At 69.8% G+C, this 14,094-nt stretch carries 17 protein-coding genes; 9 read left to right on the top strand and 8 right to left on the bottom strand.

What is annotated here, in order from left to right; genetic code table 11:
* Positions 1–4: 4 nt before the first annotated feature.
* Together rho and hemJ are read right to left on the bottom strand one after the other, a co-directional pair.
* Positions 5–1,279, bottom strand: coding sequence for a transcription termination factor Rho (rho, locus tag BLT43_RS08625; RefSeq protein ID WP_090111942.1), 1,275 nt, complete (start codon positions 1,277–1,279; stop codon positions 5–7).
* Between the two features lie 157 nt (positions 1,280–1,436).
* The gene (gene hemJ, locus BLT43_RS08620; protein ID WP_090111940.1) at positions 1,437–1,886 is read right to left on the bottom strand and encodes a protoporphyrinogen oxidase HemJ; all 450 of its coding nucleotides are present in this window, start codon (positions 1,884–1,886) and stop codon (positions 1,437–1,439) included.
* A 417-nt stretch (positions 1,887–2,303) separates the two neighbouring features.
* Here hemJ and BLT43_RS08615 point away from each other — a divergent pair, with 417 nt between their 5' ends.
* From BLT43_RS08615 to dnaQ, 4 genes are read left to right on the top strand one after another with little or no spacing between them, the layout of a single operon-like run.
* Positions 2,304–2,903: a Maf family protein gene (locus BLT43_RS08615; protein ID WP_090111938.1), complete on the top strand. Its 600-nt coding sequence runs from the start codon at positions 2,304–2,306 to the stop codon at positions 2,901–2,903.
* Complete coding sequence (locus BLT43_RS08610) at positions 2,900–3,724, top strand: shikimate dehydrogenase (protein ID WP_090111936.1); 825 nt, start codon at positions 2,900–2,902, stop codon at positions 3,722–3,724. Before BLT43_RS08615 ends, BLT43_RS08610 begins: the two co-directional genes overlap by 4 nt.
* A complete protein-coding gene (gene coaE, locus BLT43_RS08605) occupies positions 3,721–4,314 on the top strand; it encodes a dephospho-CoA kinase (protein WP_090111934.1) in 594 nt (197 codons plus the stop codon). Before BLT43_RS08610 ends, coaE begins: the two co-directional genes overlap by 4 nt.
* Positions 4,307–4,999, top strand: a complete 693-nt coding sequence (dnaQ, locus tag BLT43_RS08600; RefSeq protein ID WP_090111932.1) for a DNA polymerase III subunit epsilon — start codon at positions 4,307–4,309, stop codon at positions 4,997–4,999. The genes coaE and dnaQ overlap by 8 nt, the downstream gene beginning before the upstream one ends.
* Positions 5,000–5,003: 4 nt before the next feature.
* On the opposite strand, the gene secB is transcribed toward dnaQ, so the two are convergent.
* The gene (gene secB, locus BLT43_RS08595) at positions 5,004–5,567 is read right to left on the bottom strand and encodes a protein-export chaperone SecB (RefSeq protein ID WP_090111930.1); all 564 of its coding nucleotides are present in this window, start codon (positions 5,565–5,567) and stop codon (positions 5,004–5,006) included.
* A 53-nt stretch (positions 5,568–5,620) separates the two neighbouring features.
* On the bottom strand, positions 5,621–6,121 hold the full coding sequence (locus BLT43_RS08590; RefSeq protein ID WP_090111927.1) for an FxsA family protein: 501 nt from the start codon (positions 6,119–6,121) through the stop codon (positions 5,621–5,623).
* A gap of 126 nt (positions 6,122–6,247) precedes the next feature.
* Between BLT43_RS08590 and BLT43_RS08585 the strand changes: the two genes are divergently transcribed.
* Genes BLT43_RS08585 through BLT43_RS08575 form a run of 3 tightly spaced genes read left to right on the top strand, consistent with a single transcriptional unit; the run spans position 6,248 to position 8,543 of the window.
* Positions 6,248–6,907: a Tim44/TimA family putative adaptor protein gene (locus tag BLT43_RS08585; RefSeq protein WP_090111925.1), complete on the top strand. Its 660-nt coding sequence runs from the start codon at positions 6,248–6,250 to the stop codon at positions 6,905–6,907.
* Complete coding sequence (mltA, locus tag BLT43_RS08580; protein ID WP_090111923.1) at positions 6,904–7,935, top strand: murein transglycosylase A; 1,032 nt, start codon at positions 6,904–6,906, stop codon at positions 7,933–7,935. Before BLT43_RS08585 ends, mltA begins: the two co-directional genes overlap by 4 nt.
* On the top strand, positions 7,935–8,543 hold the full coding sequence (locus BLT43_RS08575; protein ID WP_090111921.1) for a Smr/MutS family protein: 609 nt from the start codon (positions 7,935–7,937) through the stop codon (positions 8,541–8,543). The genes mltA and BLT43_RS08575 overlap by 1 nt, the downstream gene beginning before the upstream one ends.
* Here the strand turns inward: BLT43_RS08575 and BLT43_RS08570 are convergent.
* Positions 8,540–9,787, bottom strand: a complete 1,248-nt coding sequence (locus BLT43_RS08570) for an MFS transporter (protein ID WP_090111919.1) — start codon at positions 9,785–9,787, stop codon at positions 8,540–8,542. The genes BLT43_RS08575 and BLT43_RS08570 overlap by 4 nt on opposite strands.
* Positions 9,788–9,912: 125 nt before the next feature.
* Between BLT43_RS08570 and BLT43_RS08565 the strand changes: the two genes are divergently transcribed.
* Entirely contained in the window at positions 9,913–10,851 is a 939-nt protein-coding gene (locus BLT43_RS08565; protein ID WP_090111918.1) for a diacylglycerol/lipid kinase family protein, read from the top strand.
* The gene (locus BLT43_RS08560; protein ID WP_242652252.1) at positions 10,848–11,636 is read left to right on the top strand and encodes a metallophosphoesterase family protein; all 789 of its coding nucleotides are present in this window, start codon (positions 10,848–10,850) and stop codon (positions 11,634–11,636) included. The genes BLT43_RS08565 and BLT43_RS08560 overlap by 4 nt, the downstream gene beginning before the upstream one ends.
* Here BLT43_RS08560 and hslU read toward each other — a convergent pair.
* The 3 genes from hslU to trxA form a co-directional block, all read right to left on the bottom strand.
* The gene (gene hslU / locus BLT43_RS08555) at positions 11,633–12,931 is read right to left on the bottom strand and encodes an ATP-dependent protease ATPase subunit HslU (protein WP_090111916.1); all 1,299 of its coding nucleotides are present in this window, start codon (positions 12,929–12,931) and stop codon (positions 11,633–11,635) included. The two genes, BLT43_RS08560 and hslU, sit on opposite strands and share 4 nt — an antisense overlap.
* Before the next feature lie 35 nt (positions 12,932–12,966).
* On the bottom strand, positions 12,967–13,521 hold the full coding sequence (gene hslV / locus BLT43_RS08550; protein WP_090111914.1) for an ATP-dependent protease subunit HslV: 555 nt from the start codon (positions 13,519–13,521) through the stop codon (positions 12,967–12,969).
* Between the two features lie 194 nt (positions 13,522–13,715).
* Complete coding sequence (gene trxA / locus BLT43_RS08545) at positions 13,716–14,036, bottom strand: thioredoxin (protein WP_090111912.1); 321 nt, start codon at positions 14,034–14,036, stop codon at positions 13,716–13,718.
* Positions 14,037–14,094: the final 58 nt, after the last annotated feature.

Here is a 14,094-nt window from a genome sequence, read left to right as displayed (position 1 = left end):
CGGCTCAGGTGTTCATCGAGTCGAAGAAGTCCGAGTTGGTCTTGGTCTGCTTCAGCTTCGAGATCAGGAACTCGATGGCATCGGTGGTGCCCATCGGGTTGAGAATGCGGCGCAGCACGTAGGTCTTCTGCAGGTCGACCTTCTCGACCAGAAGATCCTCCTTGCGGGTGCCGGACTTGAGGATGTCCATCGCCGGGAAGACGCGCTTGTCCGCGACCTTGCGGTCGAGCACGATCTCCGAGTTGCCGGTGCCCTTGAACTCCTCGAAGATCACCTCGTCCATGCGGCTACCGGTGTCGATCAGCGCGGTCGCGATGATCGTGAGCGAGCCGCCCTCCTCGATGTTGCGCGCCGCACCGAAGAAGCGCTTGGGCCGCTGCAGCGCGTTGGCGTCGACGCCGCCGGTCAGCACCTTGCCCGAGGACGGCACGGTGGTGTTGAAGGCACGGCCGAGGCGGGTGATCGAGTCGAGCAGGATCACCACGTCGCGCTTGTGCTCGACCAGACGCTTGGCCTTCTCGATCACCATCTCCGACACCGCGACGTGGCGCGAGGCGGGCTCGTCGAAGGTCGAGGACACGACCTCGCCCTTCACGCTGCGCTGCATGTCGGTGACCTCCTCGGGCCGCTCGTCGATCAAGAGCACGATCAGGTAGCACTCCGGGTGGTTCTTCTCGATCGAGTGGGCGATGTTCTGCAGGAGCACCGTCTTGCCGGTGCGCGGCGGCGCCACGATCAGTGAACGCTGGCCCTTGCCGATCGGCGCGACCAGATCGATGATCCGGGCCGAGCGGTCCTTCGAGGCCGCCTCCTCCTCGACTTCCATCTTCAGCCGCTCATCCGGGTAAAGCGGCGTCAGGTTGTCGAAGGCCACCTTGTGACGCGCCTTCTCGGGCGCCTCGAAGTTGATGCTCTCGACGCTGACCAGCGCGAAGTAGCGCTCGTTCTCGTTCGGCTCCTGGATCACGCCCTCGACCGTGTCGCCGGTGCGCAGGCTGTACTGGCGGATCATGTCGGGCGAGACGTAGATGTCGTCGGGGCCCGGCAGGTAGTTGGCCTCGGGGCTGCGCAGGAAGCCGAAGCCGTCCTGCAGCACCTCGAGCACGCCGTCGCCGCCGATCACCCAGTCTTCCTCGGCGCGCTCCTTGAGGATGGCGAACATCATGTCGCCCTTGCGCATCGTCGAGGCGTTCTCGATCTCCAGCTCTTCGGCCAGCGAAAGCAGATCCTTCGGGCTCTGCGCCTTGAGGTCGGCGAGGTTCAGGCGGTCCTGGGACATGGGAAACGGTCCTGTGGCAGCCCGCGGGCCGCTCTTGTCGGTCGTGAAAATGGAATCGCTTCGCCCGGACGGGCAAGCGGGGAGAAGTCTTAGGCGTGGATAAGTCGCGCGTCAACGCCGCGCTGGCGCCGGCAGGGTGTCCGGGACGGCGGCCGTCTCAGAACGGCTTCACCACCACCGCGACCACAATCACCAGAAGCAGCACCGTCGGCACCTCGTTGGCGATGCGGTAATCGCGCCCGCTGCGCCGGTTCTCGCCGGCGGCGAACTCCTTGCGGCGCTTCGACAGCCAGCCATGCATGCCGGTCATCCCCAGCACGGCCGCGGCCTTGATCCAGGGCCAGGGCTCGGCCCAGTTCACGACGCCGGTGCCGATCAGCAAGAGCCCGAAGACCCAGGTCGCGATCATCGCCGGCGACATGATCAGCTTCAGAAGCTTGCGCTCCATCACCTGGAAGGTCGAGTCGAGCTCGGAGCCCGGTGTCGCGCGTTCCGCGTGATAGACGAAGAGCCGGGGCAGGTAGAACATCCCCGCCATCCACGACACGAAGGCCAGGATGTGTCCCGTCTTTATCCACGGATAGGCGGCGGCGAGCCATTCGGTCATGTCGTGTCCCCTTCTCGGCCGCGCCCTTCTCAAAGAAATAGGGATAAAAGAAAAGATGAAGAGAGATGTAGCGCCGTGGATAACCCGCACTTGCGCGCCTATCCTCAGAGTCGTCCACAGGCGAGGGGCTTGGTGCACTAGGGCGGAACGACTCGTGACCTTCACTCAACCCCTTGTTCCGGCGTCGTTAAAAGAATCCGCTTGCCGCATGAATCCTCCGAGTCGCGATCTTGACTCGCGACTCCGCCCGAAATTGTCCACACCGGGCGTCTTGTCATTGCCCACCGTGGATAAGTCGCTGAGTCGCGAAACGACTCACCCGGCTTGTCCCGAGCGAATCGAGGCGTCAGAACGGTCCACCGAGTCGTCCTCAATGATTCGGCCCGATTCCTCCCTAGAGTCATCCACAGGCCCCGCATGACCGATCCGATCATCCTCGCCTCCGGCTCCGAGATCCGCGCGCAGCTTCTGCGCAATGCCGGCATCGCCTTCACCGTCGAGAAGGCCCGCGTCGACGAGGCCGCGCTGAAGGCGGCGCTCCTGGCCGAGGGCGCGCCGCCGCGCGATCTGGCCGACAAGCTGGCCGAGATGAAGGCCGCGAAGGTCTCCGCGCGCAACCCCCAGGCGCTGGTGCTCGGCTGCGACCAGGTGCTGGCGCTCGGCGGCGAGGTGTTCTCCAAGCCCGAGACCCCCGAAGAGGCGCTCGACCAACTCGGGCGACTGTCGGGCCGGACGCATCAGCTTCTTTCGGCGGCGGTGGTGTTCCAGGACGGCGAGCCGCTCTGGCGGCATGTCGGCGTGGTGCGGCTCGACATGGCGCATTGCTCGGAGGACTGGCTCGCCGGTTACGTCGAGCGCAACTGGGACTCGATCCGCCACTCGGTCGGCGGCTACAAGCTCGAGGAAGAGGGCGTGCGCCTCTTCGCGCGGGTGATGGGCGACTATTTCACCGTTCTGGGGCTGCCGCTTCTGGAACTGATCAACTGGCTGACGCTGCGGGGGACGCTTCAAAGATGACGCATCGGATTCCTCTGGCCGGGGTGATCGGCAACCCGATCGCCCATTCCCGCTCGCCCCGCCTCTTCGCGCATTGGCTCGAGACGCTCGGCCTTTCGGGCCATTACGTGCCGCTGCATGTCGAGGACGCCGATGTCGAGGCGGTGCTGCGCGCCCTGCCTCGGATGGGTTTCATGGGCACCAACGTGACCATCCCGCACAAGCTGTCGGCGCTGAGGATCGCCGACGAGGTCAGCGACCGCGCCCGCCGGATCGGCGCCGCGAACACGCTGACCTTCAAGGATGGCGCGATCCACGCCGACAACACCGACGGCCACGGCTTCATCGCCAACCTGCGCCAGAACGCGCCGGACTGGTCCGCCGCCGACGGCCCGGCGGTGGTGCTGGGCGCGGGCGGCGCGGCGCGCGCCGTGCTCGACGCGCTGGCCGAGGCCGGCGCGCCCGAGATCCGCCTCGCCAACCGCACCCGCGCCCGCGCCGAGGCGCTGGCTGAGATCTTCCCGCGCGCCACGGTCGTCGACTGGGCCGAGGCGGCGGGCGCCTTCGACGGCGCGGCGACGGCGGTGAACACCACATCGCTCGGCATGCAGGGCGCCGACCCCTTCGACATCGACCTCTCCGCCCTGCCCGCCTCGGCGCTCGCGACCGACATCGTCTACACGCCGCTCGACACGCCGATGCTGATCGCGGCCCGCGCCCGCGGCTGCCGCACCGTCGACGGGCTCGGCATGTTGCTGCACCAGGCGGTGCCGGGCTTCTCGCGCTGGTTCGGCGCGACGCCGGAGGTGACGGAGGCCACCCGCGCCGCGGTGCTGGCGTGACATTCCGGCTCGGCCTCACCGGCTCGATCGGCATGGGCAAGACCACCACGGCCCGCATGTTCGCCGATGAAGGCCTGCCGGTCTGGGACGCCGACGCCGCGGTGCACCGCATCTACGCCGAGGGCGGCGCCGCGGTCGCACCGATGCGCGCGGCCTTCCCGGATGCGGTGATCGACGGCGCGGTGTCGCGCCCGGCGCTGAAGGAGATCATCGCCGCCGATCCGGGCGCGCTGTCGCGGATCGAGGCGATCGTGCACCCGCTGGTGCAGGACGACCGCGAGGCTTTCGTCGCGGCGCAGGACGCCGACATCGTCGTGCTCGACATCCCGCTGCTCTACGAGACGGGCGGCGAGGCGCAGATGGACGCGGTCGTCGTAGTCAGCGCGCCGTCCGATCTGCAGGCCGAGCGCGTGCTCGCCCGCCCCGGCATGAGCCGCGCCCAGCTCGACGCGATCCTCACGCGACAGATGCCGGATGTTGAGAAACGCGCCCGGGCCGATTACGTGATCGAGACCGTGACGCCGGACGCCGCCCGCGCCGGCGTGCGGGACGTGCTGGCGAGGATCAGGCAGGAGATGCGGCATGCGTGAGATCGTGCTCGACACCGAGACCACCGGCTTCGAGCCGGCCGAGGGCGACCGCATCGTCGAGATCGGTGCGGTCGAGCTGCTCAACCACATGCCGACGGGCCGCACCTACCACCAGTACATCAACCCCGAACGCTCGATGCCGCAGGCGGCCTTCGAGGTGCACGGGCTCGGCGACGATTTCCTGCGCGACCAGCCGAAATTCGCGCAGATCGCGCGCGATTTCGTCGAGTTCATCGGCGATGCGCGGCTGGTGATCCACAACGCCGCCTTCGACATGAAGTTCATCAATGCCGAGCTGTCATGGGTGAAGATGCCGCAGCTGCCGATGGAGCGCGCGCTCGACACGCTCGCGATCGCGCGCAAGCGGTTTCCGGGCTCGCCCGCCTCGCTCGACGCGCTCTGCCGCCGCTTCGGGATCGACAACTCCTCGCGCACGCTGCACGGCGCGCTCCTCGACAGCGAGATCCTCGCCGAGGTCTATCTGGAGCTGATCGGCGGTCGGCAGCCCGACTTCGCGCTCAACGTCGCGCAGGGCCGTGCGGGCGAGGACGGGTCCGCGGCCGAGTGGCGGCCGCGCCCGCGCCCGGCGCCGCTGCCGTCGCGGCTGACCGGGGAGGAAGCCGCCGCCCATGCCGAGTTCGTCGGCAAACTGGGCGACGGCGCGCTTTGGAAGAAGTTCGGCTGACGCCTCAGGCGGTGCCCGACGGGCCCTGCTCGGCCTCGGCCGCCTTCTGCGCCTGCTGGGCCTGGGCCCGGCGCTGCAGCTCGTTGCGGTAGAGCTGCAGGAAGTCGATCTGCTCGAGGTTCAGCGGCGGGAAGCCGCCGTCGCGGGTCACGTCCGAGACGATCCGGCGCAGGAACGGGAAGGTGATGCGCGGGCACTCGATCAGCAGGTAAGGGTGCAGCTGCTCGTCCGGCACGCCGGTGATCTGGAACACGCCGGCATACTCGATCTCGAGCACGAAGAGCGGCTCGCCCGATTCCTTGGCCTTCGAGGTGATGTTGAGCTTGGTGATCACCTCGTACTGGTTCTCGGCGCCGCGCTTGCGGGCGTCGAGGTTGACCTGCACCTGGATCTCGGGCTGCAGATCGCCCGACAGGCCCTTCTGCGCCAGCGCGTTCTCGAAGGACATGTCGCGAATGTACTGCGCGACGACGCGCTGGGTCACCTTGGGCTGCTGCTGCCCGGCCTGCGGCTGCTGGCCGTTGCCGTCGCCGTTCGAGGCCGCGGGGGCGTCGGGCGTGTCGGTCATCTGTTATCCTCCATGTCGGTTGCGCCCCTGTCTATCAGCCCCTCCGGTGGCTCTCAATGCCGGGTCCAGCCGGAGGGATGGGTGGGCTTCTTGTCGTCGCCGACCTCGTGGAACTCGCCGTCGATCACCCGATCCTGCGGCTCGCGCTGCTGCTGCGGGCCGGCGGGGCCGCGCGGCCCGAACTCGGAGTGCATCTCGAACTGCGACACCTTCACCTTCTCGCGCAGGATCTTGTAGACCCGCGCCCGCACCGGCGGCATCAGCAGCGCGAAGCCGCAGGCATCGGTGAAGAAGCCCGGCGTCAGCAACAGCGCGCCGGCGAACAGGATCATCGCGCCGTCGGCCAGCGGCCGCGACGGGTCCTTGAATTCGTTGAGCGATCGCTTCAGCCCGGCGATCGCCTGCGCGCCCTGCCCGCGCACCAGGGCGGTGCCGGCGATCGCGGTCAGAACCACGATCAGCAGCGTCGGCCAGAGCCCGATCAGGCCGCCGACCTGGATGAACAGCGCGATCTCGATCAGCGGCACGGCGATGAAGGCGATGAGCAGCCACATGGGCGGTCTCCTGGGTCTGTCCCGCGGCATCACGGTGCCGGGGGTTCGGTGGACTTGAACCGGTGCGTGGCTTACATAGGTGCCACAGGGGCAGGACACCATGCCCACCCGAAAACGAGGCCCCGAATGAACTCTCCGATCATCCAGCTCCTGGTGCTTGCAGGTATCGCGATCTTCCTGATCCTGCGGCTGCGCGGCGTGCTGGGAACGCGCGAGGGATTCGAGAAGCCGAGCCTGCCGCGTCAGGCGGAAAAACGCCGCTCGCGGCCCGAGTTCGAGGTGATCGAGGGCGGCCCGGATCGCGACATCACCGACCACGTGCCCGAGGGCAGCGACGCCGCCCGCGCGCTGACCGCGATGAAGGCGGCCGACAAGGAGTTCAGCCTCAGCGACTTCCTGCAGGGCGCGCGCGGCGCCTACGAGATGATCCTGATGGCCTTCGAGAACGGCGACCTGGAAAGCGTGAAGCCGTTCCTGTCGGACGACGTCTACGAGGCCTTCGCCGAGGTGGTCGCGGCGCGCGACCGCGAGGGGCTGAAGGTCGAGGCGACCTTCGTGGGCCTGGCCGAGATCGGCGTGCGCGAGGCGAGCTTCGACCGCGACAGCCGCGAGGCCGAGATCGCGGTGCGCTTCACCGGCGAGCTGACCTACGTGGTGCGCGACCGCGAGGGCCAGGTGGTCGAGGGCAGCCCGACCGAGATCAAGCGCCAGCGCGACGTCTGGACCTTCGCGCGGGTGATGGGCTCGGACGACCCTAACTGGAAGCTGGTGGCGACCGGGGAATGACCCGTCTGGCGGCGGCACTGGCGCTGGCCATCGGCCTGCCGCTCGCCGCCGCCGCGAGCCCCAAGCTCGTGAGCTTCGAGCAGCTCAGGGGCTGGCGCGAGGACGACCACGACGCGGCGCTCTCGGCCTTTCTCGAAACCTGCGGCGATCTCGACGCGCGCGACTGGCAGGCGCTGTGCGGCCTAGCGCGCGAGGCCACCGACGCGCGCGCCTTCTTCGAGCTGTTTTTCCAGCCGGTGCTGGTCGAGGGCGGGCGCGACGCGCTCTTCACCGGCTATTACGAGCCCGAGCTGCGCGGCTCCGAGGTGCCCGACGGCCGCCATGTCGCGCCTGTCTACCGCGTGCCCGACGACCTGCCCTCCGAGGGGCCCTGGCTCACCCGGCAGGAGATCGAGCAGTCGGGCGCGCTCAAGGGGCGCGGGCTCGAGATCGCCTATGTCGACCCGGTCGACCTGTTCTTTTTGCAGATCCAGGGCTCTGGCCGGGTGCGGCTGCCCTCGGGCAAGGTGATCCGGCTGGGCTATGGCGGCGCCAACCGCCAGCCCTATTCCTCGGTCGGCCAGGAGCTGGTGGCGCGCGGCGTCTACGAGCCGCACGAGGTCTCGGCCGAGGTGATCCGCGCCTGGGTGCGGCGCAACCCCTCCGCCGGGCGGGCGCTCTTGTGGACCAACCGCTCCTACGTGTTCTTCCGCGAGGTGAACGAGGTGCCGGCCGAGCGCGGGCCGCTGGGCGCGATGAACCGCTCGATCACGCCGATGCGCACGCTGGCGGTGGACCCGGCCTACGTGCCGCTCGGCGCGCCGGTCTGGCTCGAGACCGAGGGCGAGGCGCCGCTGCGCCGGCTGATGGTGGCGCAGGACACCGGCTCTGCGATCAAGGGCGCGCAGCGCGGCGACATCTTCTTCGGCACCGGACGGCTCGCCGGCAAGCGCGCCGGCCGCACCCGCGACGGCGGGCGGATGGTGGTGCTGCTGCCGATCCAGCGCGCCTGGGACATGCTGCCGCAGACCCTGGCCGACCCGGCCTGATGGCGCGCAGACCCCGTCACCTGTCGCCCGAGGAGCGGGCGCTGTGGGACAAGGTCGCGCGTTCGGCCGACCCGCTCGACCGCGCGCGCCGGGCCAAGGGCGCGCCGCCGAAACAGCCGACCCCGCCCGAGACCGGTGCCACGCCCCCTGCCCCGATGCCGCCGCCCGACCCGATGCCGCGCTTCCGGGTCGGCGAGAAGGCCGGCACGGCGCGCGACGACGACCTGCTGCGGCCGCTCTCCGAGCGGTTGCGCCGCGCGCCGGTGGCGATGGACGCCAAGGCGCATGGCCGGATGACCCGCGGCAAGCTCAAGCCCGAGGCGCGGATCGACCTGCACGGCATGACGCTGTCGGAGGCGCATCCCGAGCTGGTGGCCTTCATCCTGTCGAGCCAGCAGATGGGCCGGCGGCTGGTGCTGGTGATCACCGGCAAGGGCCGCGCGCGCGATCACGAGGCGCCGATGCCGGTGCGCCAGGGCGTGCTGCGCCACCAGGTGCCGCAATGGCTGGCGCTGTCGCCCCTGAAGCAGGCGGTGCTGCAGGTCACGCCCGCGCATTTCCGCCATGGCGGCGAGGGCGCCTACTACGTCTATCTGCGCCGGCGCTAGGCGGCTGCGCGCAGCACCTCGCGCGCGGGCAGGAGCGGTGCGGCCCGGCGCACGCCCCAGGCCATCAGCAGCCCCGCGAGGCCCAGATAGGCGGCGATGCCGAGCATCTGGTCGGGGAAGTCGATGCCGCGGTCGATCAGCGCGCCGCTCACCCCCGGCCCGATCGCGGTGCCGAACACCATCACCGCCGCCGCCGCCGACTTGATCGCGCCGATGTGGCGGGTGCCGTAGAACTCGGCCCAGAAGGCACCGGGCAGCACCGCCTGCGCGCCGCCGCCGATCCCGGCGAAGACCAGCCCCAGCGCCGCGAGGCCCAGCCCGTCGGCCTGGCTCAGCACCAGGAAGGCCACGGTCCACGGCGCCATCAGGAAGGGCATCAGCCGCGCCGTGCCGAGCCGGTCGAGCGCCGCGCCGGTGGCGAAGTTGGCGCCGATGGTCATGGCGGTGAAGAGCGGCATCAGCGCCACCCATTGCCCGAGGCTCCAGGGCTTCACCTCGGCGAGGTGCACCTGCTGGAAGAACAGCGCCGTGCCCCAGGCCGGCGGGCCCAGCAGCGCCGGCACCAGCATCCAGAACAGCCAGTGCTTCACGGCCCGGCTCCGGGTCCAGTGCCGGCCCTCCATGCCGAGGCTCTGGCTCTCGGCGGCGACGCTCTGCGGCGTGCGCTCCTGGCGCAGCAGGCCCCGCGCCAGCGGCACCGCCAAAAGCGACAGCGCGGCCGCGCCGACCCAGAGCAGCCGCCAGTCGAACAGCGCCAGCCCCGCGACGAAGAGCACCGGCAGCACCGCCTGCCCCAGCGCCACGCCCATCGAGGCGATCGACAGAGCCTTGCCGCGCCCGGCCGCGAACCAGCGCGCCATCGCCACCACCGCGATATGGGTCAGCATCCCCTGCCCGGCGAAGCGCAGCACGAAGATCGCCACCGGCAGCGCCCATCCCCAGCTGCCGGGCAGGATCGCCATCGACAGGCAGCCCAGCGCCAGCAGCGCCATCGCCGCCGGGCCCAGCGCGCGGGCGCGGAACCGGTCGGTCAGCACGCCGGCCCAGATCATCACCAGCGCCGAGGCGGTGGTGCCGAGCGTGTAGATCGCGCCCCAGGCGCCGTGGCTGAGACCGAAGGCCGCGCGGATCTCGCCGGCGAAGACCGAGATGAAGAAGGTCTGGCCGAAGGAGGAGCCGAAGCTCAGCAGCGCGCCCGCGGCGAGGAAGGGCGCGTTGTCGCGCAGGAAACGGATCAGGGTCATGGAAAGCCTTTCTCGGGGCCTTGTCGCAACTCCCGGGACGGGTGGAAAGCCCCGCCCGCACACGCAGAAACTTTGTGCCGGGGGCGTGCGTTGAAGCGGCGTACCCCAGATGGAGCCCTTCGGACATGGCCGACCCGATCGCTGCCCGACCCACGCCGGACCGGGCCGGCATCCGCGTGATCTGCAACGACCGCTCGGGCCGCAACAGCCGCGAGCGCGAGGCGATCGAGCGCGCGATGGAGATCCTCGGCCCCGGCGCCGAGCTGCGCCACGTCAAGGGCCGCGACATCATCCCCACCGCCGAACGCGCGGTGGCCGACGGCGCGGGCACCGTGGTCGCGGCGGGCGGCGACGGCACGATCATGGCGGTGGCCTCGGCGCTCAAGGGCTCGGGCTGCCAACTCGGCGTGCTGCCGCTCGGCACCTTCAACTTCTTCGCCCGCGGCTACGGCATCCCCGAGGACCCCGAGGCCGCGGCGCGGGTGATCGCCGAGGGGCATTCCGAGCCGATCGACCTCGGCACGGTGAACGGGCGGATCTTCCTCAACAACGCCAGCATCGGGGTCTACCCGGCGATCCTGAAGGAGCGCGAGACCGTCTATCGCCGCTGGGGCCGCCGCCGGATCGCGGCGCATTGGTCCGTGCTCAAGACCTTCTGGCGCTTCACCCGGCCGCTCAAGGTCGAGATCGAGGCCAATGGCGAGCGCCGCGCCTTCCGCACGCCGCTGGTCTTCGTGGCGCGCTCGGCCTTCCAGCTCGAGCATTTCGGGCTGCAGGGGGCGGATTGCGTCCGCCAGGGCGGGTTCTCGGTCTTCATCGCTCCCGACGAGGGCCGCTTCGGCCTGCTGTCGGACGCGGTGCGGCTCGCGGTCAAGCAGATGCGGCTCGGCGAGGATTTCGAGATGATCTGCGCCGACAAGCTCGAGATCCACGTGAAACGCAGCCGCCAACTCGTGGCCTGCGACGGCGAGAAGTTCCCGATGGAGGGGCCGCTGCATTTCGAGATGCACCGCGACGCCTTCCGTCTGATCCTGCCCGGCCGGGACGCGCGGGACGCCGCATGAGGCGGGTGCTGCATATCTCGGACCTGCATTTCGGCCGTACCCGCGCCGAACTGCTCGACCCGCTGGTCGAGACGATCAACCGCCTCGCCCCGGATCTGGTGGCCTTCTCGGGCGACCTGACCCAGCGCGCGCGCGAGGGGCAGTTCCGGCAGGCCGCGGCCTTCATCGAACGGCTCGCCGCGCCGGTGCTGGCGGTGCCGGGCAACCACGACACGCCGATCGACAACCCGTGGCTGCGCTTCGTCAAGCCGTTCCACCGCTACCGCCACATCATCAGCCCCGAGCTGGAGCCGGACTATGCCGACGAGGAGGTGGCGCTGGTCGGTGTGAACACGGTCAACCGCTGGGCCTGGCAGTCGGGCAAGATCGGCCGGCACACCATCCGCCGGGTCTGCGACGCCTTTGCCGGGGCGCCGGACGGGCGCACGCATCTGGCGATGATGCACCACCCGCTGGAGCACGATCCCGGCACCGAGAAGCGGCTGATGCGGGGTGCGCGCGCCGCGGTAGCGAGCCTCGGGCGCTGCGGCGCCGACGTGGTGCTGTCGGGGCATCTGCACAACGCCGCCGTTGCGCCGCTCACCGCGGCGCCGGGCGTGCTCTTGGTGCAGGCGGGCACCGGTCTTTCGTCGCGGCTGCGCGAGGAGACCAACAACTTCAACCTGCTGCATGTCGAGCCCGGCCGCATCCGGGTCGAGCGATACGGGGCCGAGGACCGGCCCCGCTTCGAGATCGTGCAGACCGCGCGCTTCGTGAAGGCGAAGGGGGTCTGGCGCGAGGTCTAGAGCACGTAGCGCGACAGGTCGGTCGAGCGCGACAGCTCGCCCAGATGCTCCTCGACGAAGTCCTCGTCGATCACCACCTTGTCGCCGGCGCGGTCGGGCGCGGTGAAGCTCAGCTCCTCGAACACCCGCTCGAGCACGGTGTAGAGCCGGCGCGCGCCGATGTTCTCGACCGAGCGGTTCACCTCGGCCGCGATCCGCGCCAGCGCCTTGATGCCGGCCTCGGTGAACTCGACCTCGACCTCCTCGGTGCCCATCAGCGCCGCGTATTGGCGGGTGAGCGCGTTGTCGGTCTCGGTCAGGATGCGGACGAAATCCTCCTCGGTCAGCGCGCGCAGCTCGACCCGGATCGGCAGCCGGCCCTGCAGCTCGGGCAGCAGGTCCGAGGGCTTGGCGACGTGGAAGGCGCCCGACGCGATGAACAGGATGTGGTCGGTCTTGATCGGGCCGTGCTTGGTCGAGACGGTGGTGCCCTCGATCAGCGGCAGCAGGTCGCGCTGCACGCCCTCGCGGCTCACCTCGCCGCCGCGCGCGTCCTGCCGGGCGCAGACCTTGTCGATCTCGTCGAGAAAGACGATGCCGTTCTGCTCGACGCTCTCGACCGCGGCCTTGGTGACGGTCTCGTCGTCCAAGAGCTTGTCGGCCTCGTCGGCGATCAGCAGCTCGTAGCTCTCGGCCACGGTGACGCGCTTCTTGACCTTGCGGCCGCCCATCGCCTTGCCGAACAGGTCGCCGAGATTCATCATGCCGCCGGGCTGGCCGGGGATGTCCATGCCCTGCATCGGGTTGGAATGGTCGGTGACCTCGATCTCGATCATCGTGGTGTCGAGCTCGCCCGCCTTGAGCTTGCGGCGGAACATCTCGCGGGTCTGGTCGCGCGCGTCGGTGCCGGCGATGGCGCTGATCACGCGGTTCTCGGCCTGCTCGTGGGCGCGGGCCTTCACGTCCTCGCGCATCTGCTCGCGGGTCTGCACGATGGCGGCGTCGACGAGATCGCGGACGATCTGCTCGACGTCGCGGCCGACATAGCCCACCTCGGTGAATTTGGTGGCCTCGACCTTGACGAAGGGCGCGTGCGCCAGCTTGGCGAGCCGGCGCGAGATCTCGGTCTTGCCGACGCCGGTGGGGCCGATCATCAGGATGTTCTTCGGGTAGACCTCTTCGCGCAGCGCGTCGGGCAGCTGCTTGCGCCGCCAGCGCGAGCGCAGCGCCACGGCGACGGCGCGCTTGGCGTCCTTCTGGCCGATGATGAAGCGGTCGAGCTCGGTGACGATCTCGCGGGGGGTCAGGTCGGTCATGGAATGTCCTCGTCGGGGGTCGGGGAACGCGAAGCTCAGGCTTCGAGCGTTTCGACCGTCAGCTTGCCGTTGGTGTAGACGCAGATGTCGGCGGCGATCGCCATGGCGCGGCGGGCGACCTCCTCGGCGTCGAGATCGGTCTCCATCATCGCCCGGCCGGCGGCCAGCGCGTAGTTGCCGCCGGAGCCGATCGCGGTGACGTCATGTTCCGGTTCCAGAACGTCGCCGGCGCCGGTGATGACGAGAAGATCCTTGCCGTCCGAGACGATCAGCATCGCCTCGAGCTTCTGCAGGTACTTGTCGGTGCGCCAGTCCTTGGCGAGCTCGACGCTCGCCCGCGCCAGCTGGCCCGGCGTCGCCTCGAGCTTCTGCTCCAGCCGCTCCAAGAGCGTGAAGGCGTCGGCGGTCGAGCCCGCGAAGCCGGCGATCACCTCGTGGCCGCCGGGCGCGAGGCGGCGCACCTTGCGCGCGGTGCCCTTGATCACGGTCTGGCCGAGGCTCACCTGGCCGTCGCCCGCGATCACCACCTTGCCGCCCTTGCGCACGCCGATGATCGTGGTGCCGTGCCAGCCGGGGAATTCGTCGCTCATCCTGCCTCCTGTCGCGCCGCGGTCGCCCGCGGGCCTTGCGTCCTGTCCGAATGGCGGAAGGGAGCCTCCCTTCCGCGTCCGGGCCGATATGGGGAGATGCGGCGCCAAGGGCAAGTTTCCGGCGCGGAAGCCCGCCGGTGCAGACACGAAAAAGGCGCCCGAAGGCGCCTTGATCGTGTCTGTGTGAGGGTCGCTCAGAGCGACTCGTCGATCCAGCTCTTCAGCGCCGCCTTGGGGGCCGCGCCGGCGCGGTTCGACATCACCTGGCCGTCCTTGAACAGGAACAGCGCCGGGATGCCGCGCACGCCGAGCTGCGCCGGCGAGTTCGGGTTCTCGTCCACGTTGACCTTCACGATCTTCACGCGGTCGCCATACTCGTCCGAGAGCTCCTCGAGGGCGGGGCCGATCGTCTTGCAGGGGCCGCACCACTCGGCCCAGAAGTCCACCACGACGGGGACATCGGACTGGCGCACTTCGGCATCGAAATTCGCGTCGTTGACTGCAACGGTGGCCATCGGGGCTCTCCTTGGCGTCTGGGGTCGGAGGGCAGAGGTAAGGATGCGCCCGGTTGAG

Origin of the sequence: Limimaricola pyoseonensis (genome assembly GCF_900102015.1) — a bacterium.
GTDB lineage: Bacteria > Pseudomonadota > Alphaproteobacteria > Rhodobacterales > Rhodobacteraceae > Limimaricola > Limimaricola pyoseonensis.
The sequence above is the reverse complement of the archived record's forward strand: the minus strand, read 5'-3'. Positions and strand labels throughout refer to the sequence as shown.

Coding starts and splice junctions, on each gene's coding strand:
- rho (WP_090111942.1), bottom strand. CDS start 1,279: ATGTCCCAGGACCGCCTGAACCTCGCCGACCTCAAGGCGCAGAGCCCG.
- hemJ (WP_090111940.1), bottom strand. CDS start 1,886: ATGACCGAATGGCTCGCCGCCGCCTATCCGTGGATAAAGACGGGACAC.
- BLT43_RS08615 (WP_090111938.1), top strand. CDS start 2,304: ATGACCGATCCGATCATCCTCGCCTCCGGCTCCGAGATCCGCGCGCAG.
- BLT43_RS08610 (WP_090111936.1), top strand. CDS start 2,900: ATGACGCATCGGATTCCTCTGGCCGGGGTGATCGGCAACCCGATCGCC.
- dnaQ (WP_090111932.1), top strand. CDS start 4,307: ATGCGTGAGATCGTGCTCGACACCGAGACCACCGGCTTCGAGCCGGCC.
- secB (WP_090111930.1), bottom strand. CDS start 5,567: ATGACCGACACGCCCGACGCCCCCGCGGCCTCGAACGGCGACGGCAAC.
- BLT43_RS08590 (WP_090111927.1), bottom strand. CDS start 6,121: ATGTGGCTGCTCATCGCCTTCATCGCCGTGCCGCTGATCGAGATCGCG.
- BLT43_RS08585 (WP_090111925.1), top strand. CDS start 6,248: ATGAACTCTCCGATCATCCAGCTCCTGGTGCTTGCAGGTATCGCGATC.
- mltA (WP_090111923.1), top strand. CDS start 6,904: ATGACCCGTCTGGCGGCGGCACTGGCGCTGGCCATCGGCCTGCCGCTC.
- BLT43_RS08575 (WP_090111921.1), top strand. CDS start 7,935: ATGGCGCGCAGACCCCGTCACCTGTCGCCCGAGGAGCGGGCGCTGTGG.
- BLT43_RS08570 (WP_090111919.1), bottom strand. CDS start 9,787: ATGACCCTGATCCGTTTCCTGCGCGACAACGCGCCCTTCCTCGCCGCG.
- BLT43_RS08565 (WP_090111918.1), top strand. CDS start 9,913: ATGGCCGACCCGATCGCTGCCCGACCCACGCCGGACCGGGCCGGCATC.
- BLT43_RS08560 (WP_242652252.1), top strand. CDS start 10,848: ATGAGGCGGGTGCTGCATATCTCGGACCTGCATTTCGGCCGTACCCGC.
- hslU (WP_090111916.1), bottom strand. CDS start 12,931: ATGACCGACCTGACCCCCCGCGAGATCGTCACCGAGCTCGACCGCTTC.
- hslV (WP_090111914.1), bottom strand. CDS start 13,521: ATGAGCGACGAATTCCCCGGCTGGCACGGCACCACGATCATCGGCGTG.
- trxA (WP_090111912.1), bottom strand. CDS start 14,036: ATGGCCACCGTTGCAGTCAACGACGCGAATTTCGATGCCGAAGTGCGC.